The sequence below is a fragment of the Streptomyces sp. NPDC107521 genome (assembly GCF_055598485.1).
The window spans coordinates 90,358-108,994 of the sequence record NZ_JBVKAT010000026.1 but is presented as its reverse complement, the minus strand read 5'-3'; the positions used below and the strand labels follow the sequence as shown (position 1 = coordinate 108,994).

Genomic DNA, 18,637 nt, shown 5'->3' with positions numbered 1-18,637 from the left:
ACGGCCCCTACGGCCCCTACGGCCCCTACGGCCCCTACGGCCCCTACGGCCCCTACGGCCCCTACGGCCCCTACGGCCCCTACGGCCCCTACGGCGTTCGAGGGGGCGTCGGCCCGTACGGGTGCCCGGGCCGCGGACGCCGGAGAGCCCACCGCGTCCCAGGACGCCGAGACGCCCGCAGGACCTGCGGGTCCCGCGGTGCCCGGAACGCCCGGGGCCGACGGCGGATCCGGGACCACCGAGGGACCCGTTCCCGCCGACCCCGCCGCTCCTGCCGTCCCTGCCGTCCCCGGGCCCTCGCGGCCGATCCCCTCCCCGGCCCCGGTCCGCCCGGCCCCGGTTCCCCCGGCGCCGTCCCCGGTCCCGCCCGTGCCGTCCGCACCGGCGCCCGGCGCGGCCCCGGCCGCGGTCACCGCCGGGATCGCCGCCGGACTGGCCCCCGGCTTCGACTACGAGGACGAGGCCGGGCCCACCCCGACCCCCGCCCGCGGCTTCGACGCCGTGGCGGAGGCCGTGCTGGGTGACGAGCCGATCACCGCGCCCGGCGACAGCACCACCCCCGCCCTGCTGGCGGAGCCGACCGCGCGCATCAACGAGGCCGTGCGGGCGGGGCGCACCCAGGAGGCGGCGCTGCTGGCGGAGCAGGCGGTGGACCGGGCGTCGGGCACGCTGGGCCCCGAACACCCGGAGGTGCTGCGGCTGCGCGAGCTCACCGCGTACATCGCCTATCTCTCGGGCGACCCGGACCGGGCCTTCCTGCTCTCGTTGGACCTGGCCCGGGTCCACCGCCGCCGGGGCGACGCGGAGGCCGCCTACGGCAACGTCCAGAGCGCGGCCACCTCCTGGCGGGGGGTGCGCGCACCGGACCGGGGGCTGGAGCTTGGGGGCGAGCTGATCGGGCTGTGGGACGAACTCGTCGCCGAGGGGGGCCCGGCCGCCGGGGACACCGAGCGGCTGGACTCCGTACGTGTCCGCATGGACCGCCTGGCGGAGCGCGCCCGGGTGGGGACCGGCTGACCGGGCCCGGTGCTCACGGGGCCGGCACCGTTCCCGGTGCCGGCCCCGGCCTCCGGTGCCGTCAGGCGGAGAGCTTCCACAGCGCGTAGGCGATGGCGTCGCTGTGGCGGTTCAGCGCCGTGTCGTCGATGTTGGCGAGGGTGTCGCAGGAGGCGTGGTAGCAGCGGTCGAAGGCCAGGCCCGCGGTGCCGCCCCACTTGGCCGCCTGCGCCGCCGTCTTGCGGTAGTCCGCGCCGCTGAAGAGGCCGCCGACGGGGATGCCGACGTTCTTGAAGGGGGCGTGGTCGGAGCGGCCGTCGCCCTGGGTCTCGATCTCGGTCGGGACGCCGATGCCGCTGAAGTACTCCTTGAACGCGCTCTCGATCGTGGGGTCGTCGTCGTAGACGAAGTAGCCGGGGTTGGGCGAGCCGATCATGTCGAAGTTCAGATAGCCGCTGATCTTCGCGCGGTTGGCGCCGAGGCCGTTGACGTAGGCGCGGGAGCCGAGCATCCCCAGCTCCTCCGCGCCCCACCAGGCGAAGCGCAGGTGCTTGGTGGGCCGGTAGTTGGCGCGGGCCACGGCGAGCGCGGTCTCCAGGACGGCGGCGGAGCCGGAACCGTTGTCGTTGATGCCGGGCCCGTAGGCGACGCCGTCCAGATGTGAGCCGAGCATGACAACCTTGTTCGTGTCGCCGCCCGGCCAGTCCGCGACGAGGTTGTACCCGATCGCCCCGGAGGCGCTGAACTGCTGGACGGTGGTGGTGAATCCGGCGGCGTCCAGCTTGGACTTCACGTAGGAGAGCGACGCCTGGTAGCCGGGGCGGCCGTGCGCACGGTTGCCGCCGTTGGCGGAGGCTATGGACTGGAACTGCGAGAGGTGGGCCTTGACGTTGGCCACGGGTATGTCCGGCGCGGCGGCGGACGGGGCCGCGGGGGTGGGCGCGGGCGCGGCTCCGGCCAGGGAACCGCCGGCGATCAGGGTGACGACCGCGACGGCACTGGCCGTCAGGGTGCGTCCGGACACGGAGAGCTTCATGTGGGGGGCTCCGGATTCCGGGGAGTCCCGGGGTGGGGGGACTCCGGTGAATGGGGTGCCTGGATGGTGAAGCCGGGGCTGACGGCACGTCAAGGCCGTCAATCGGCCACCGGGCCGGGCGGCATGGAGCGGCCACCGCCCCCGGACGACGCCTCCGGCCGACCCCCGCCCGGGACACCTGCGGCCTCCCGCAGGGCCCCACCGGGAACGATCCGAGGCCATCCGCCGAGCCCCGCCCGGATCGCCCCGAGGCCCGCCACCGCCCACCCGCCGGGGTTGCCCTGAGGTCTGCCACCGTGCACTCGCCGGGGTTGCCCCGAGGTCTGCCACCGCGCACTCGCCGGGGTCGCTCTGAGGTCTGCCACCGCGCACCCGCCGGGACACCTGCGGCCTTCCGCCGGGCCCCGGCCAGGGACTGGGCCCGGGTTCCCCACAGGTCCCCGTTCCGGCCCCGGACGACCCGTCCCGTGCCCCTTCCCGGACCTTCGGGCGGCCCCGCCCAGGCCCCGTCCGGACCCAGGGGCGGCCCCTCACCCAGGGGCCCTCACGACCCCTCGGGCGGCCCCGTCCGCGAACGCTTCGGGACCTTCGGGCGACCCCGCCCGCTGAACCCTCCCGGACCTCCGGGCGGCCACGCCCGGGGCCCCGTCCGGACCCTGGGGTGGCCCCTGGCCCAGGGGCCCTCACGACCCCTCGGGCGGCCCCGTCCGGGGCCCCGTCCGGACCCCCGTGCGGCCCGTCCTTCCCAGCCTCCTCCCGAACCCCGGGCGGTCCGGCCCCCGGACTCCGGGCGGCCCCGCCCCGAACCCCGGAGGCCTCGCGCGCCCGCCCCCGGGATGGCCCCCCGGGATGGCCCCCCGGGGTGGCTCCGCCCCCGGTCTTGGCCCGGCGCACCGCGCGCCCCGGGCCCGCGCTCCGCCCCGCCGTCGACCGCACGGGGCGCTTCCGGCCGTCCGGGGGCCGACCACCCGGTCACCGCGTGGCCGGAAGGCGCTAGTCTGCGGGGCGGCGGCGACGAGGGGCGGTGGGTCCGACGGGGGCCTGCCGGTCGTGCGCCGGGCACATCAGAGCCGTGTGTATGGGGGCACCGTGAGCAACGAGATCCACTTCAGCAACAACCACAGAGACCTGTGCGTCGAGCACGGCACCGGCGCGGGGTTCCAGTTCGAGTTCTCCTGCGGCCGCTGCTACGACACCTGGCGCTCGCCCTTCGAGCCGTTCCGCGCCGGACAGGTCGCGGGCTGGGTCTCCAAGGGCGTGGGCGCCGCCTGGTCGATGTTCGGCAACGGCGCCACGCGTGGCGTGTCCGCCGCCGCCGACGGGGTCGCGGGGGCGAGTTTCGGCAACCAGAAGGACGCCGCGTTCTCCCGGGCCATCGAGAACGCCGAGGGCCACTTCAACCGCTGCCCGCGCTGCACCGGCTATGTCTGCGGGCGCTGCTGGAACGCGGGCCAGGGCCTCTGCCTCACCTGCTCGCCCGATACCGCCGCCGAGGCCCAGGCGGCGCAGCAGCGCGGTCTGAACGACATGGTCACCCAGCGGGCCTACGACGCCGGCCAGCGCGACGGCGCCACCTACGACGCCTCCGCGCGGCGCCAGCTCGTCTGCCCCCAGTGCCAGACGGAGACCAGGGGCGGCGCCTTCTGCCACGGCTGCGGCCACCGCCTCGCCCAGAGCACCGCCTGCGGCTCCTGCAACGGCGACCTGCCCGCCGGCGCGGCCTTCTGCCCCACCTGCGGCACCCGCGCCTGACCACCCAGGGGGGCGGTGTGCTCCCGGCCCCGCCCCCGGGGCGGGGACCGGACCACCGCCCCACCGCGCGGGTCTCGGGCGGAGGGCGAAAGTCGCCGCCGGGGATCTGCTGACAGCGCCCGGGCCATTCGGGTCCTCCCGCCCTGCCGCGTCATGGACGCGCTCCGCCGCTCGCGGGGCGAGGGACGGGACCACCGCTACGCGGGAATCAGCTCGGGCCGTACGACGGTACGCGCCTGCTCGTGCAGCGCTTGAGCGTCGTGATTCGCGGCGTGAGGGCGGATCAGCCGGAACATCCCAGTCATACGCTTGTCAATGCGGCCGGAGTCGACCAGCGGGTAGTCGTCCAGTGCGAGCCCCCATGTGTGGCACGCGGCCTCCAAGTGTCCGACGGCGAGTTGCCGTTCGGCGAGAATGGCACGTTCAGCGGGTTCTGTCGGCCGTCCGCCGCGCACCGGCCGCGCGGCCCTGACGGCCCACTGTGCGGCTCGGCCCGTCCCGGACGGCCGGGAATCGGTCCGTCCCGCACACGGGGTTCCGTTTCGCCCCGGGAGTGGGGCGGGTGCCCCCGCCCCGTCCGTGTGCCCATCCGTGGTGCCGGGAGGGGGCCCACGGATGGACACCACGCACGAGGCGCCTGAAGCCGGAGCACCGCGGCCCGGGTGCCCGAGACGGTCACCGAGGACTGGAAGGGCCGGGTCCTCATCTCTGGGGGCCGATCCCGGGCAGCTGCGGCTGGGTCTTCTCCGCTCTTCCGGGAACGGGGCCGAGCACGAGCGGGCGGCGGCCCGCCCCGGGCTTGGCCGACGTTCGCCCGTCCCGTGCCCGCCCCGGCGAGGGTCTCAGTGGAGGCAGAAGTCGTTGCCCTCGGGGTCTTGCATGTGGGCCCACTCCCCGCCCTGTTCCGCCACCCTGCGCAGCACGCTCGCGCCCAGGGACTCCAGGCGGGCGATCTCCTCCTCCCGGCGGCCCCGCTCGCTGTGGAGGTCCAGGTGGAGGCGGTTCTTGCCGGACTTCGGCTCCGGCACGCGCTGGAACAGCAGCCGCCGTCCCAGACCGGTGCCCGTCCCCTCCTGCCAGGGGTCGTCGGGGTGCCGTACGGCGGCCAGGTCCCGCCATGCGCGGCGGCCCCGGATCTCGACGGTGGCCTCCTGGGGGACGGCTCCGGCGCCGAGCAGCCCCTCGATGAGCCCGCTGTGGTCCTCCGTCGTGTAGTGGAGCGCGGCGGCCCAGAAGCCGGCCTGCGCGTGCGGGTCGGCGGCATCGATGACGATCTTGTAGTGCAGGGGAGCCGGTGCGGCGGCGGGGTTCTCGTTCATGGCACCAGTCATAGGGGGTGCCTGAGGGGTCGCGCCAGGGACATCCCGGAGACGCGCCCCGGCGGCCCGCTCCCGGCTCGCCCGGTCCCTCCTGGGCCTCCTGGCCTCCCAGTCCCTCCTGGGTCTCCCCGGGCCCTTCCCGGCTCTCCCGGCTCTCCTAGGTCTCCGAAGCCCCGCCCGGGCCCGCCGACGCACCGCCCGAGGCCGCCGCAGCCCCGCCCGGAGCCGCCGACGCCGTGCCCGGGGTCATGGGCGTGCCCGGAGCCGCCGCCGGGGCCGTGCCCGGGGCCGTGGTACCCGCCGCCGGCACTCCGCAGGCCACGACGTCCCCCTCCCGCGCCGCGAGCCCGCCCGGCGCCGGTTCCGCCGCCCCGGCCGCCGCCGCCCGTGCCCTGAGCGCGCGGGCGCTGCGGCGGGCGGTGCGCAGGGCGTCCCAGGTGAGCAGGGCGAGGGCCAGCCAGACCAGGGCGAACCCGGCCCAGCGCTCGGGCGGCATGGCCTCGCCGAAGTAGACGATGCCGAGCAGGAACTGGAAGACCGGCGCCAGGTACTGGAGCAGCCCCAGCGTGGACAGCGGCACCCGGATCGCCGCCGCCCCGAAGCAGACCAGCGGGATCGCGGTGATCACGCCGGTCGCGGCGAGCAGGGCCGCGTGGCCGGGGCCCTCGGTGGCGAAGGTGGAGTCGCCGCGCGCCCCCAGCCACACGATGAAGCCCAGCGCGGGCAGGAACTGGATCGCGGTCTCGGCGGCCAGCGACTCGACCCCGCCCAGGTTGACCTTCTTCTTCACCAGGCCGTACGTGGCGAACGAGAAGGCGAGGCAGAGGGAGATCCACGGCGGCCGGCCGTAGCCGACGGTGAGCACCACCACGGCGGCGCAGCCGGTGCCGACGGCCGCCCACTGCGCGGGCCGGAGCCGCTCCTTGAGCAGCAGGACGCCGATCGCGATGGTCACCAGGGGGTTGATGAAGTAGCCGAGCGACGCCTCGACGACATGGCCGCTGTTCACGGACCAGATGTAGAGGCCCCAGTTGACCGTGATCACCGCCGCGGCCACCGTGATCAGGGCGAGCCGGCGCGGCTGGCGCAGCAGCTCCCCGATCCAGGCCCAGCGCCGGACGAACAGCAGGACGGCGCCGACGACGGCGAGCGACCACACCATGCGGTGGGCGAGGATCTCCCCGGCCCCGGCGGGCTTCATCAGCGGCCAGAACAGGGGGACGATCCCCCACATCCCGTAGGCGGCGAAGCCGTTCAGCAGGCCTATTCGCTGTTCGTTCCCCGACATCCGCGCCATGGGGCACCTCCCTCGCATGTCCGTGCGCCATGACGGTAACGCCGCGCGCCGCCGCGCGTCATACCCGTACCGCGATACGGTCATGACAGCCCCGGTCCGCGGACTCCGGGTGCCCGCCCGGCGCCCCTCGGTCATCCCCCCCAGGACACGGACGGACGCGTGCGGCCCCGGGGCCCCCGGCCCGAGCACCGGCACCAGGACCCGGCGGCCCCGGGACTCCCCGGGCCACGGCCCCCGGCCTCCCGGGCCCCTGCCCTCTCCCGGCCTCCCGGGCCCCTCCCGGCCTCCGGCCCCCCGGCAAGCGGTGGGTGCCGGGGAAACGCCGACGGGACCCGGGCGGCGTCCGCCGGGGTCCCGTCGCACGGGGCGGGCCGGACTCAGCCGACGACCGTCCAGGTGTCGCCGCCCGCGAGCAGCGCGCCGAGGTCGCCCTCGCCGTCCCGCCGCACCGCGGTGTCGAGCTGATCGGCCATGAGGGTGTCGTAGACCGGCCGCTCGACGGAGCGGAAGACCCCGATCGGGGTGTGGTGCAGGGTGTCGGGGTCGGCGAGGCGGGAGAGCGCGAAGGCCGTGGTCGGGGAGGCCGCGGCGGCGTCGTGGACCAGGAGGCCGGCCTCGTTGTCCGCGGTGACCTCGACGACCTCCAGGTCGCCGGTGCGCGGGTCGCGGACGACGCCCTTGGTGCCGTCGGTGCCGAAGCGGATCGGCTGCCCGTGCTCCAGGCGGATCACCGCCTCCTCGGCGCGCTGCTTGTCCTTGATGGCGTCGAAGGCGCCGTCGTTGAAGATGTTGCAGTTCTGGTAGATCTCGACGAGCGCCGTGCCCGGGTGGTCGGCGGCCTGGCGCAGGACCTCGGTGAGGTGCTTGCGGTCGGAGTCGACGGTGCGGGCGACGAAGGACGCCTCGGCGCCCAGGGCCAGGGAGACCGGGTTGAAGGGCGCGTCCAGGGAGCCCATCGGCGTGGACTTGGTGATCTTGCCGACCTCGGAGGTGGGCGAGTACTGGCCCTTGGTCAGCCCGTAGATCCGGTTGTTGAAGAGCAGGATCTTGAGGTTGACGTTGCGCCGCAGGGCGTGGATGAGGTGGTTGCCGCCGATGGAGAGGGCGTCGCCGTCACCGGTGACGACCCAGACCGACAGGTCCCGCCGGGAGGTGGCGAGCCCGGTGGCGATGGCGGGGGCGCGGCCGTGGATGGAGTGCATCCCGTAGGTGTTCAGGTAGTACGGGAAGCGGGAGGAGCAGCCGATGCCCGAGACGAAGACGATGTTCTCCTTCGCCAGCCCGAGCTGGGGCATGAACCCCTGGACGGCGGCGAGGATCGCGTAGTCGCCGCAGCCGGGGCACCAGCGGACCTCCTGGTCCGACTTGAAGTCCTTCATGGACTGCCGGCCCTGGGCCTTGGGGACGAGCTGGAGCAGGGTCGCGGGATCAGTCATCGATGGCCTCCTTCAGCGCCGAGGCGAGCTGCTCCGCCTTGAACGGCATGCCGTTGACCTGGTTGTACGAGTGGGCGTCGACCAGGTACTTCGCCCGGACGAGGGTGGCGAGCTGCCCCAGGTTCATCTCGGGGATCACGACCTTGTCGTACGAGGCCAGGACGGTGCCGAGGTTCGCGGGGAACGGGTTGAGGTGGCGCAGGTGGGCCTGCGCGATGGGCTCCCCGGCGGCGCGCAGCCGCCGTACCGCGGCGGTGATGGGCCCGTAGGTGGAACCCCAGCCCAGGACCAGGGTGCGGGCGCCGTCCGGGTCGTCGACCTCCAGGTCGGGCACGGTGATGCCGTCGATCTTGGCCTGCCGGGTGCGGACCATGAAGTCGTGGTTGGCCGGGTCGTAGGAGATGTTGCCGGTGCCGTCCTGCTTCTCGATGCCGCCGATGCGGTGTTCGAGGCCGGGGGTGCCGGGGACGGCCCAGGGGCGGGCCAGCGTCCCGGGGTCGCGCTTGTACGGCCAGAAGACCTCGGTGCCGTCCTCGGTGGTGTGGTTCGGGCCCTGGGCGAACTCGACCGACAGGTCGGGCAGTTCGGCCGGCTCCGGGACGCGCCACGGCTCGGAACCGTTGGCCAGGTAGCCGTCGGAGAGGAGGAAGACCGGGGTGCGGTACTCCAGGGCGATCCGGGCCGCCTCCAGGGCCGCGTCGAAGCAGTCCGCCGGGGTGCGCGGGGCGACCACGGGGACCGGTGCCTCGCCGTTGCGGCCGTACATCGCCTGGAGCAGGTCGGCCTGCTCGGTCTTGGTGGGCAGGCCGGTGGACGGCCCGCCGCGCTGGATGTCGACGATCAGCAGCGGCAGCTCCAGCGAGACCGCCAGGCCGATCGTCTCGCTCTTGAGCGCGACGCCGGGGCCGGAGGTGGTGGTCACCGCCAGCGAGCCGCCGAAGGCCGCGCCCAGCGCCGCCCCGATGCCCGCGATCTCGTCCTCGGCCTGGAAGGTGCGCACGCCGAAGTTCTTGTGGCGGCTCAGCTCGTGCAGGATGTCCGAGGCCGGGGTGATCGGGTACGAGCCCAGGTACAGCGGCAGCCGGGACTGCCGGCCCGCGGCGATCAGCCCGTAGGCCAGCGCCAGGTTCCCGGAGATGTTGCGGTACACGCCCGGCGGGAACGCCTTGGCGGCCGGGGCCACCTCGTAGGAGACCGCGAAGTCCTCGGTGGTCTCGCCGAAGTTCCAGCCCGCCCGGTAGGCCGCGATGTTCGCGGCGGCGATCTCGGGCTTCTTGGCGAACTTCGACCGCAGGAACTTCTCGGTGCCCTCGGTGGGCCGGTGGTACATCCAGCTCAGCAGGCCCAGCGCGAACATGTTCTTGCTGCGCTCGGCCTCCTTGCGGGTGAGGTCGAACTCCTTGAGGGCCTCCACCGTCAGGGTGGTCAGCGGCACCGGGTGCAGGCTGTAGCCGTCGAGGGAGCCGTCCTCCAGGGGCGAGGCCGCGTAGCCGACCTTCTGCATCGCCCGCTTGGTGAACTCGTCCGTGTTGACGATGATCTCCGCGCCGCGCGGCAGGTCCGCGATGTTGGCCTTCAGCGCCGCCGGGTTCATCGCGACCAGGACGTTCGGCGCGTCACCGGGGGTCAGGATGTCGTGGTCGGCGAAGTGGAGCTGGAACGAGGAGACACCGGGCAGGGTCCCTGCGGGGGCCCGGATCTCGGCGGGGAAGTTCGGCAGCGTCGACAGATCGTTGCCGAACGACGCGGTCTCCGAGGTGAAGCGGTCACCGGTGAGCTGCATGCCGTCACCGGAGTCCCCCGCGAACCTGATGATCACCCGGTCCAGGCGGCGGACGTCCTTCGTCCCCGCCGGTTGGCGCTGCTCTCCCACGACGGTTCCGTCGGCGTGCTCCGCTGGGCTGCTGCTGACCTGGCTGGTCACTGAACTGGACCTCCTTCGAGGCGGCTGTCCGAGGACTGGTCTCCCGTGACCATCCCGGAGCAACACTACGTCCGCACCGGCCGACTTCCGGGGGACATCCGGATGTTGGTCACGGTGCGCGGGCGGCCCGGCACCGGGTCGGCGCCGGGTCCGTCACGGTTTCTCGTTCGATCGGGTGTTCTGGGCCGAGACTCCCGTATCGGGGCCCTCCCGAGGGCGCCCACGGGGGCGCGCGCGACGCCCCGGGGTCAGGAGTTGAGGTAGGTCAGGACGGCCAGCACCCGCCGGTGGTCGCCTTCGCTGGGGGACAGTCCCAGCTTGAGGAAGATGTTGCTGACGTGCTTCTCGACCGCCCCGTCGCTGACCACGAGCCGGCGGGCGACGGCGGAGTTGGTCCGGCCCTCGGCCATCAGCCCCAGCACCTCCCGCTCGCGCGGGGTCAGCCCGGCCAGCACGTCCTGCTTGCGGCTGCGGCCGAGGAGCTGTGCCACGACCTCGGGGTCGAGCGCCGTGCCGCCCCGGGCCACCCGGACCACCGCGTCCACGAACTCGCGGACGTCGGCCACCCGGTCCTTGAGCAGGTAGCCGACCCCGCGGCTGGAGCCCGCCAGCAGTTCGGTGGCGTACCGCTCCTCCACGTACTGGGAGAGCACCAGCACCCCGAGCCCGGGGTGGGTCCTGCGCAGCTGCACGGCCGCCCGCACGCCCTCGTCGGTGTGCGTCGGCGGCATCCGCACGTCCGCCACCACCACGTCCGGCAGCCCGTCCCCGGCGTGCAGCTCCGCGATGGTCCTGATCAGGGCCTCGCCGTCGCCGACCCCGGCGACCACGTCGTGTCCCCGGTCGGTCAGCAACCGGGTCAGCCCCTCCCTGAGGAGCACCGAATCCTCGGCGATGACCACGCGCACCCTGTCCTCCACGTTCCCCGTCCCCCCATGTGCCGTTCCGTGCCCGCGGACCGCCCGGCGCGGCCGGTTCCGCGTCCGCGCACGGTCCGTGCGACAGGTACAGCATCCCAGCATCGGCGACGGGGTGTGGCGGGGGCGACGGGGCGTGCCGGGGGCACGACGGGGAGCGACGGGGAGCGACGGGCGTGAGTTGCGGGACCGGACGGGGCGTCCGCGAGCGGGCCGGGGCCCGGCACCCGGGCGGGCCCGGGAAGCCGCCCCGGGGCCGCCGGGTCCGGGCACCCACCGGTCCGGGCACCCACCGGTCCGGGCACCCACCGGTCCGGGGAACCGGAGGGCTCCGCGGAACCGGCGGCTCCGGAACACGGCAGCCCCGGGAACCCACGGGGTCCCGGGGCGGCGGGCCGGTCCCGGCAGGGCGGCGGCCCCGCCGTGCCCCTCGGGCGCGCTCGCCCCGGGCGGTCCGGACCGCCGTGCGGCGCCGACGCGGCCCAGCGGCGTGCCGCCCCGGTCGGGGCCCGCGGCACCGGGCCCGGGCCCGGACGCCCGGCCCCGCGGCTCAGTGGGTGGTGAGCGCGTCGCGCCAGGGCAGCTCGGCCGTCACCCGCGTCGGGCCCCCGGCGGGGGAGTCCACCACGAGGATGCCGTCCACCGCGCCGAGCCGCTCCGCCAGCCCGGTCAGCCCCGAACCGCCGGACGGGTCCGCCCCGCCCACGCCGTCGTCCGTGACCTGGAGCATCAGCCGGTCCCCGGCGCGCCACACCTCGACCGCCGCCGAGCGGGCCCGCGCGTGCTTGCCGACGTTCTGGAGCAGCTCCGAGACGGTGAAGTAGGCGATGCCCTCGATGGCCGAGGCGGGGCGCTCCGCCAGGTCCACCTCGACCCGCACCGGCACCGGGCAGCGCGAGGCGACGGAGGACAGCGCGGCGTCCAGGCCCCGGTCGGTCAGCACCGCCGGGTGGATGCCCCGGGCCAGGTCCCGCAGCTCCTGGAGCGCGGTCTTCACCTCGCCGTGCGCCTCGTCCACCATGCGCGCCGCCGCCTCCGGGTCCTCCCTCAGCTTCTCCTTCGCCAGCCCCAGGTCCATGGCCAGGGTGACCAGACGGGCCTGGGCGCCGTCGTGCAGGTCGCGCTCGATGCGGCGCAGGTCGGCCGCGGCCGTGTCGACCACCACGCCCCGGTCCGACTCCAGCTCCACCACCCGGGTCGCCAGCGGCGACGGCCCCAGCAGCCCGATGACCATCAGCCGGTCCACCGTCGTCAGGGCCCGCACGACCCACGGCGCGGCCAGCGTGACCAGCAGCCCGACCAGCGCCGTGACGGTGATCTCGAAGGGGTTGTCCAGGAAGACCGCGTGCGTCTCGTCGCCGTAGAGCTGGATGCCGCTCTGGCCCGCGTACGCCGGGAGCACCCAGAACCAGAGCGGGTACGTGAGCAGCGTGAGCGCGCAGCTCCACATCACCACCGCGACGGAGAAGGAGAACACCGCCCAGGGCATGTGCAGCAGCGCGTACAGCAGGCTCCGCCAGGAGGAGCCGCTCCTGAGGACGGCCCCCATCCAGGACATCGCCCCCCGCTTCGCCGGACGCAGCGGCTCCGGCTCGCCCACCCGCAGCCCGAGCAGCGCGCGGGCCCGAGCCCGCTCCATCGCGCCGAGGCCCCGGCATCCGGCGAGCGCGGCGGCGAGCACCGGCACGCCCAGGAACGTCACCAGCAGGCCCGCCCCCAGCGAGACCATGGTGACGGCGTAGGTGAACAGCAGGATGCCGATCGGCAGGCCCAGCAGTACATGGCCGAACTCCCGCCAGCTGCGCGCCTCGAACGGGGCCCGCAGCCCGGCGGGCAGCCGGTGCGTGCGGGGGTGCGGGCGGCCGGCGTCCCCGAGGAGGCCGGGGCCGCCGCCGAACCCGTGGTCCTGTCCGTACTCCGTGGCCATCGGTGCCGTCCCTCTCCTCGTCCTGGTCCTGTCGTCCCGCGCCGCCGCCCGGCCGTGTGCCGGGCCGGGACGCCCTCGGGCGCCGGCTGCGGTACGGCCGCCGTACCGCCGTTCCACGGCTGTGCCGTCGTACCCACCACCCTGTTCCACCGCGGGGCGGCGGGCCATGGAGCCCGTCGGCGTCTCGGGCCGGGGGTTTTCCCCACCCCCTGGGCCACGAGGGCCCGACCCGGGGGGCGGGGGGCGCCGCCGGGGGGTGCTTCCGGCCCCTGTTCCCGGTTGCCCGGTTGCCCGGTTGCCCGGATGCCCGGGCCCAGGGGCTCGTCCCCTGGACTCCCGTCCCGCGTCCCGCGCCGGGCTCCCGTCCCGCGTCCCGCGCCGGGCTCCCGTCCCGCGTCCCGCGCCGGGCTCCCGTCCCGCGCCCGCGCGTCGTGCCGGGTTCGGCACCACGGCCGCACCCCGTCCCGCGCCCTCGCACCCCGCCCCGCGCCCTCGCGCCCCGCCCCGCGCCCTCGCCCCGGGCCTCCGGTCTCGCGTCCGCCCCGCCGTCCGCTACCGCCCGCGCCGGGCCCGTCCGGCGGGGGCGCCGGCACCGCCCGCGTCGGTGCGGTCGCGCCAGGGCAGCTCGGCGGTGACGGTCGTGGGCCCGCCGGGCGGCGAGTCCACGGCGAACAGCCCGTCGACCGCGCCCAGCCGGTCCGCCAGGCCCCGCATGCCCGAACCGGCGTCCAGCCGCGCGCCCCCGCGCCCGTCGTCCACGACCTGGAGCATCAGCCGGTCCGCCGACCGCCAGACCTCCACCGACGCGGTCCGCGCCCCGCTGTGCTTGCTGACGTTCTGGAGCAGCTCCGAGACGGTGAAGTAGGCGATGCCCTCGATGGCCGCCGCCGGGCGCTCCGTCACGTCGACCGTCACCCGCACCGGCACCGTGCAGCGGGAGGCGACGGAGGACAGGGCCGCGTCCAGGCCCCGGTCGGTCAGCACCGCCGGGTGGATGCCCCGGGCCAGGTCGCGCAGCTCCTGGAGGGCCAGCTTCACCTCGCCGTGCGCCTCGTCGACCATCGCCGCCGCCGCGTCCGGGTCCTCCAGCAGCTTCTCCTTGGCCAGGCCCAGCCCCATCGCCAGGTTGACCAGGCGGGCCTGGGCGCCGTCGTGCAGGTCGCGTTCGATCCGGCGCAGGTCGGCCGCGGCCGTGTCGACCACCACGCCCCGGTCCGACTCCAGCTCCGCGATGCGCCGCTCCAGCTCGTCGGAGGGCGACAGCAGCGCCCGCACCATCGCCCGGTCCGCGTTGGCCAGGGCGCGGGCCAGGAAGGGCAGCACCGGCCACAGCACGAACAGCGAGGTCAGCGTGATGACGAAGGTGAGGATGCCCCAGGGGAGCCGGATCAGGTCGTACAGCATGGTGCGCCAGCCCACCGGGTCCTTCAGCGCCATCCACAGCCGGGGCAGGAAGCCGTCCGCGACGTGCGTCGGCAGCGGGCTCGGCTCCTCCACCCGCACCCCGAGCAGCGCGCGGGCGCGGGCCCGTTCCAGCTTGCCGATCCGGCGCGCGCCGAGCAGCCCGAGCGCCAGCAGGGGCAGCCCGACCACCGTGACCGTCAGTCCGATCCCGGTGACCAGCACCGTCACGACGTAGGTGAACCCGATCAGGGCCATCGGGAGGTTGGCCAGCAGATGCGCGATCTCCCGCCAGGTCGTTCCGTCGTAGGCGAAACGGGCGGGCGGCGGCCGGTCGTCGTCCGCCGGGCCGGCCCCGGCCGGCCGCGAGAGGTGTTCGGTCATACCGGCCAGCGTGCCGTGCGGGCCCGCGCGATGCCATGAGGGGGGCCGCCGGGGACGGGCGGGGGAAAACCCCACCCCGCGTCCCCGGGGCCGACGGGCTGCTTACCGTCCCTTTATCAGGGCCTAGACTCCCGTGCGTACGGAAATCGTCGGAGAGCGGCGCGCGGAACCGCCGCGCGGCGCCGCGGCAGGGAGCGAGGGGGCGGACGTGGCGGAGCCGATCACCGCCGGGGCGACGGTCGTCGTCGCGGCGGACCACTTCCGGTCCTACGCGGTCGTCGGCGTGCTCGCCGTCGTCGGCGTGCTCTTCGTCGCCGTGGCGTTCGGGGCGGGGCGGCTGCTGCGTCCCGTGGTCCCGACGCCCGAGAAGCTCATGACGTACGAGTGCGGGGTCGACCCGGTCGGCGAGGGCTGGGCGCACACCCAGGTCCGCTACTACGTCTACGCGTTCCTCTACGTCGTCTTCGCCGTCGACTCGATCTTCCTGTTCCCCTGGGCCACGGTCTTCGCCGCGCCCGGCTACGGTGCGACGACCCTCGTGGAGATGTTCGTCTTCCTCGGCTTTCTGACCGTGGGCCTGCTGTACGCCTACAAGAAGGGCGTCATGTCGTGGACGTGAACCCCGCCGCCCCCGGGCCGGTGCCGCTGCCGGAGCCGAAGCGGCTCGGCGCGCTCGCCCGGCTCGCCCCCGAACCCATGAAGGTCGTCCTCAACTGGGGGCGCCGGTACTCGCTCTGGGTCTTCAACTTCGGACTCGCCTGCTGCGCCATCGAGTTCATCGCCGCGTCGATGGCCCGCCACGACTTCATCCGGCTCGGTGTGATCCCCTTCGCGCCCGGCCCGCGCCAGGCCGACCTGATGGTGGTCTCGGGCACGGTCACCGACAAGATGGCCCCGGCCGTCAAGCGGCTCCACGAGCAGATGCCCGAGCCGAAGTACGTCATCTCCTTCGGCGCCTGCTCCAACTGCGGCGGCCCGTACTGGGATTCGTACTCCGTGACCAAGGGCGTCGACCAGATCATTCCCGTCGACGTCTACGTCCCCGGGTGCCCGCCGAGGCCCGAGGCGCTGCTCCAGGGCATCCTCAAGCTCCAGGAGAGGATCGCGCGGGAGTCGCTGGCGGAGCGGTACGGGGCGTCCGACCGGCCGTCGGCGGCGGCGCTGCGGAGCGGGCTGGTGCGGGGACCGGGTCGGGCGCCGGGCGCCGGTCCGGAGTCCGGCCCCGGCGCTGGCTCCGCGTCCGGTTCGGGTTCGGGGTCCGGTACGGGTCCGGGGACGGACACGGGGCCGGGTTCGGGTTCGGGTTCGGGAGAGACGGGATGAGCGCGGTCGGATGGCTGCCCGCCGGTGCCGAGGAACTGTTCGGCGCCGGGGCCGCGGCCGAGGAGTCGTACGACGTCCTGACCGTGGACGTCCCCCCGGAGTCCTGGATCACCGCCCTGGGGACGGCCCGGGACCGGCTGGGCTGCACCTACTTCGACTGGCTGAGCGCGGTCGACGAACCGGGCGCGGGCTTCCGCGTCGCGGCCCACGTCGCCGCCCTCGCCCCGGTGCGGCGGCTGCTGCTGCGCACCACGGTCCCGCACGGGGAGCCCGTCCTGCCGACCGCCGTCGCGGTGTACGCGGGCGCGGCCTGGCACGAGCGCGAGACCCACGAGATGTTCGGCGTCGTCTTCGAGGACCACCCCGGGCTGGACCACCTGCTGCTGCCGGAGGGCTTCGAGGGCCACCCCCTGCGCAAGGACTTCGTGCTCGCCGCCCGGGTCGCCAAGGCGTGGCCCGGTGCCAAGGAGCCCGGCGAGTCCGAGCACGGCGGGCCCCGGCGCCGCCAGATGCTGCCGCCGGGGGTGCCCGACCCGAACGAGTGGGGTCCCCTCAAGGGCCGGCTCCCCGCGGCTCCGGCCCGCCCGGCGCGGGCTGCGGGGCGCGCGGCGGGCGCGGGTGCCGGTCGTGCGGCGGACGCGGGAGCCGCCGGGACCGCGGGGGAGCGGCCGGTCCGGCGTGCCCGTACGGCCGCCGGGGGCTCCGCCGGCCAGACGGCACCGGTGACGTCCCCGGGCGGGGCGACCCCCTCGGCACCGGCAGTTCCCGCGGAGCCTTCGGCACCGGCACCGGCCCCGGGGGCCCCGGGCTCCCCGGACGCGACCCCGTCGGGGACCCCGGCACCGGCACCGCGCCGCTCCCGGTCCGCCTCGGAGGGCTCCGCGAGTCAGCGCCCCGCGCGGCGGTCCCGCAGCGCCGGCGAGGGCTCGGCCTCCCAACGCCCGGCCCCCGCCGGGCCCGCACCGACCGGGCCGGGTCCTGCCGAGCCCGCGTCCGCCGAGTCCGGCACCGCCGGGCCCGCGCAGACCGAGCCCGGCACCGCCGAGTCCACGCCCACCGAGCCCGGGTCCACCGGGCCCGCCGCCGGGTCGGCCCCCTCCGGGGCCCCGGCTCCCACGGAATCCGGCCCCGCTGGACACACCCCCGACTCGGGGGCCTCGGCCGCCGCGCCCGGCGCGTCCCGCAGCCCGGACGCCCCCTGGCACCACGCCCGCCCGGCCTTCGACGAACCCGTACGCGACGGGGACCGCGGGGCGGACACCGAGGGCGGCGGACGGCCCGTGCGGGAGCACGGCTCCTCGCCGACCGGCGGAACCGAGCGGGGCTCCTCGCAGGAGGGCACCCCCGGGGCGGACGGCACCCCCGAGCCGGAGGAGCCCTCCGGGCCGGAGGCGACCTCCGTGCCGGGAGGGACCACCTCGTCCGAGGCGACCTCCGTGCCGGAAGAGGGCACTTCATCCGCGGCGCCCTCCGGGCCGGAGGCAGCCCCCGGACCCCATGACACCGCCGTACCCGGCGCGGTCTCCGAGCGGGAGCCGGCCTCTGAGCCCGCGGTGGCGCCCACCGAGCCCGCGGCGGCGGCCTCTGAGCCCGCGGCGGCCCCCGGGCCGGAGGCGGCCCCCGCGACGCGGACCTCGCCCCCGTCCCGGCCGGAGCGCCCGGCCGGGGGGGAACCCGCGCCGCACGGTGACGAGGGGCCCGGCGCCCCTGACTCCGGCGCCCCCGAGCCCCCGGCGTCTCCCGAGGCTTCCGGCACCCCGGCGGCTCCGCAGGGCCCCGGAACCCCGGCGGCTCCGGAGGTCCCCGCCGCCCCGGACGACGGTGCCCCGGGCGCCCCCGAGCCGCCGTCCCCGGCCACACCCCCGTCCCCGTCCCCCGACGACCCCGACACCCCGCCCCCCGGTCCGCACCGTCCCGGCCGGCCGGACCGGCCGAACTCCCCAGGAGGCCCGCGGTGAACGACGTGCTCGACGTCACCCTGCGGCTCCTGGTCGTGTTCGTCGCCTTCCTCGTCCTCCCCCTCCTCGTCGGGCAGACGGAGCACAAGGTGATGGCGCACATGCAGGGCCGCCTCGGCCCGATGTACGCGGGCGGCTTCCACGGCTGGGCGCAACTCGTCGCGGACGGCGTGAAGTTCGCGCAGAAGGAGGACGTGGTCCCGGCCGACGCCGACCGCCGCGTCTTCCAGCTCGCCCCCGCCGTCGCCCTGCTGCCCTACCTGCTGGTGGTGCTGGTCATCCCGGTCGGCCCCGGTGAGGGGGCGGTCGGCCAGGCGGTCGACGCGGGCGTCTTCTTCGTCCTCGCCGTGATGGGCGTCGGCATCCTGGGCTCGCTCATGGCCGGCTGGGCCTCCGCCAACAAGTTCTCCCTGCTCGGCGGCCTGCGCACCGCCGCCCAGCTCCTCGCGTACGAGCTGCCGATGCTGCTCGCCGCCGCCTCCGTCGCCATGGCGGCGGGCACGGTCTCGCTCATCGGCATCCTGGACGCCTTCCAGTGGTGGTGGCTGCCCTGGCAGGCCGTGGGCGCGCTGGTCTTCTTCGTCGCCGGTCTCGCGGAGCTCCAGCGACCGCCGTTCGACATGCCGGTCGCCGACTCGGAGATCATCTTCGGCGCCTACACCGAGTACACCGGGCTGCGCTTCGCGCTGTTCCTGCTCGCCGAGTACGCGGGCATCGTCGTGCTGTGCGGGCTGACCACCGTCCTCTTCCTGGGCGGCTGGCACGGCCCCTGGGGCGCCGACGGGCTCGGCTGGGTGTGGACCCTGCTGAAGACCGCCCTGCTCGCCTTCGTCGTCATCTGGCTGCGCGTGACCTACCCGCGGCTGCGCGAGGACCAGCTCCAGAAGCTCTCCTGGACGGTCCTCGTCCCCCTCGCCCTCGCCCAGATCGCCCTCACCGGCATCGTCAAGGTGGTGATCCGGTAACC

At 75.6% G+C, this 18,637-nt stretch carries 14 protein-coding genes; 6 read left to right on the top strand and 8 right to left on the bottom strand.

Features of this window, described 5'->3' with window-relative positions; genetic code table 11:
* Positions 1-369 precede the first annotated feature (369 nt).
* Positions 370-1,017, top strand: a complete 648-nt coding sequence (locus ACZ7LB_RS28930; RefSeq protein ID WP_471472154.1) for a tetratricopeptide repeat protein — start codon at positions 370-372, stop codon at positions 1,015-1,017.
* 61 nt (positions 1,018-1,078) lie between these two features.
* Here the strand turns inward: ACZ7LB_RS28930 and ACZ7LB_RS28925 are convergent, their stop codons facing one another.
* Positions 1,079-2,032, bottom strand: coding sequence for a M28 family metallopeptidase (locus tag ACZ7LB_RS28925; RefSeq protein WP_471472153.1), 954 nt, complete (start codon positions 2,030-2,032; stop codon positions 1,079-1,081).
* 1,089 nt (positions 2,033-3,121) lie between these two features.
* Here ACZ7LB_RS28925 and ACZ7LB_RS28920 point away from each other — a divergent pair.
* Positions 3,122-3,784, top strand: a complete 663-nt coding sequence (locus tag ACZ7LB_RS28920) for a zinc ribbon domain-containing protein (RefSeq protein WP_471472152.1) — start codon at positions 3,122-3,124, stop codon at positions 3,782-3,784.
* Between the two features lie 842 nt (positions 3,785-4,626).
* On the opposite strand, the gene ACZ7LB_RS28915 is transcribed toward ACZ7LB_RS28920, so the two are convergent.
* The 7 genes from ACZ7LB_RS28915 to ACZ7LB_RS28885 form a co-directional block, all read right to left on the bottom strand.
* A complete protein-coding gene (locus ACZ7LB_RS28915; RefSeq protein WP_471472151.1) occupies positions 4,627-5,103 on the bottom strand; it encodes a VOC family protein in 477 nt (158 codons plus the stop codon).
* Between the two features lie 157 nt (positions 5,104-5,260).
* Positions 5,261-6,400, bottom strand: coding sequence for an EamA family transporter RarD (gene rarD / locus ACZ7LB_RS28910; protein WP_471472150.1), 1,140 nt, complete (start codon positions 6,398-6,400; stop codon positions 5,261-5,263).
* A 377-nt stretch (positions 6,401-6,777) separates the two neighbouring features.
* Positions 6,778-7,836 carry a 2-oxoacid:ferredoxin oxidoreductase subunit beta gene (locus ACZ7LB_RS28905; protein ID WP_471472149.1) on the bottom strand — a complete coding sequence of 353 codons (1,059 nt, stop codon included), beginning with the start codon at positions 7,834-7,836 and terminating at the stop codon, positions 6,778-6,780.
* The gene (locus tag ACZ7LB_RS28900) at positions 7,829-9,760 is read right to left on the bottom strand and encodes a 2-oxoacid:acceptor oxidoreductase subunit alpha (protein ID WP_471472148.1); all 1,932 of its coding nucleotides are present in this window, start codon (positions 9,758-9,760) and stop codon (positions 7,829-7,831) included. The genes ACZ7LB_RS28905 and ACZ7LB_RS28900 overlap by 8 nt, the downstream gene beginning before the upstream one ends.
* Positions 9,761-10,008: 248 nt before the next feature.
* Positions 10,009-10,680 (bottom strand): response regulator, encoded by a 672-nt coding sequence (locus ACZ7LB_RS28895; RefSeq protein ID WP_471472147.1) that lies wholly within the window; start codon positions 10,678-10,680, stop codon positions 10,009-10,011.
* 547 nt (positions 10,681-11,227) lie between these two features.
* Positions 11,228-12,604 carry a sensor histidine kinase gene (locus ACZ7LB_RS28890; protein WP_471472146.1) on the bottom strand — a complete coding sequence of 459 codons (1,377 nt, stop codon included), beginning with the start codon at positions 12,602-12,604 and terminating at the stop codon, positions 11,228-11,230.
* Positions 12,605-13,156: 552 nt separating this feature from the next.
* Positions 13,157-14,389, bottom strand: coding sequence for a sensor histidine kinase (locus tag ACZ7LB_RS28885; protein ID WP_471472145.1), 1,233 nt, complete (start codon positions 14,387-14,389; stop codon positions 13,157-13,159).
* Between the two features lie 208 nt (positions 14,390-14,597).
* Here ACZ7LB_RS28885 and ACZ7LB_RS28880 point away from each other — a divergent pair, with 208 nt between their 5' ends.
* The 4 genes from ACZ7LB_RS28880 to ACZ7LB_RS28865 are packed head-to-tail and all read left to right on the top strand — an operon-like array spanning position 14,598 to position 18,635.
* Positions 14,598-15,008 carry an NADH-quinone oxidoreductase subunit A gene (locus ACZ7LB_RS28880; RefSeq protein ID WP_161227905.1) on the top strand — a complete coding sequence of 137 codons (411 nt, stop codon included), beginning with the start codon at positions 14,598-14,600 and terminating at the stop codon, positions 15,006-15,008.
* The gene (locus ACZ7LB_RS28875; RefSeq protein ID WP_471472144.1) at positions 14,999-15,712 is read left to right on the top strand and encodes an NADH-quinone oxidoreductase subunit B; all 714 of its coding nucleotides are present in this window, start codon (positions 14,999-15,001) and stop codon (positions 15,710-15,712) included. Before ACZ7LB_RS28880 ends, ACZ7LB_RS28875 begins: the two co-directional genes overlap by 10 nt.
* Entirely contained in the window at positions 15,709-17,670 is a 1,962-nt protein-coding gene (locus ACZ7LB_RS28870; protein ID WP_471472143.1) for an NADH-quinone oxidoreductase subunit C, read from the top strand. The genes ACZ7LB_RS28875 and ACZ7LB_RS28870 overlap by 4 nt, the downstream gene beginning before the upstream one ends.
* Positions 17,667-18,635 carry a complex I subunit 1/NuoH family protein gene (locus ACZ7LB_RS28865; RefSeq protein ID WP_471472142.1) on the top strand — a complete coding sequence of 323 codons (969 nt, stop codon included), beginning with the start codon at positions 17,667-17,669 and terminating at the stop codon, positions 18,633-18,635. Before ACZ7LB_RS28870 ends, ACZ7LB_RS28865 begins: the two co-directional genes overlap by 4 nt.
* Positions 18,636-18,637 lie beyond the last annotated feature (2 nt).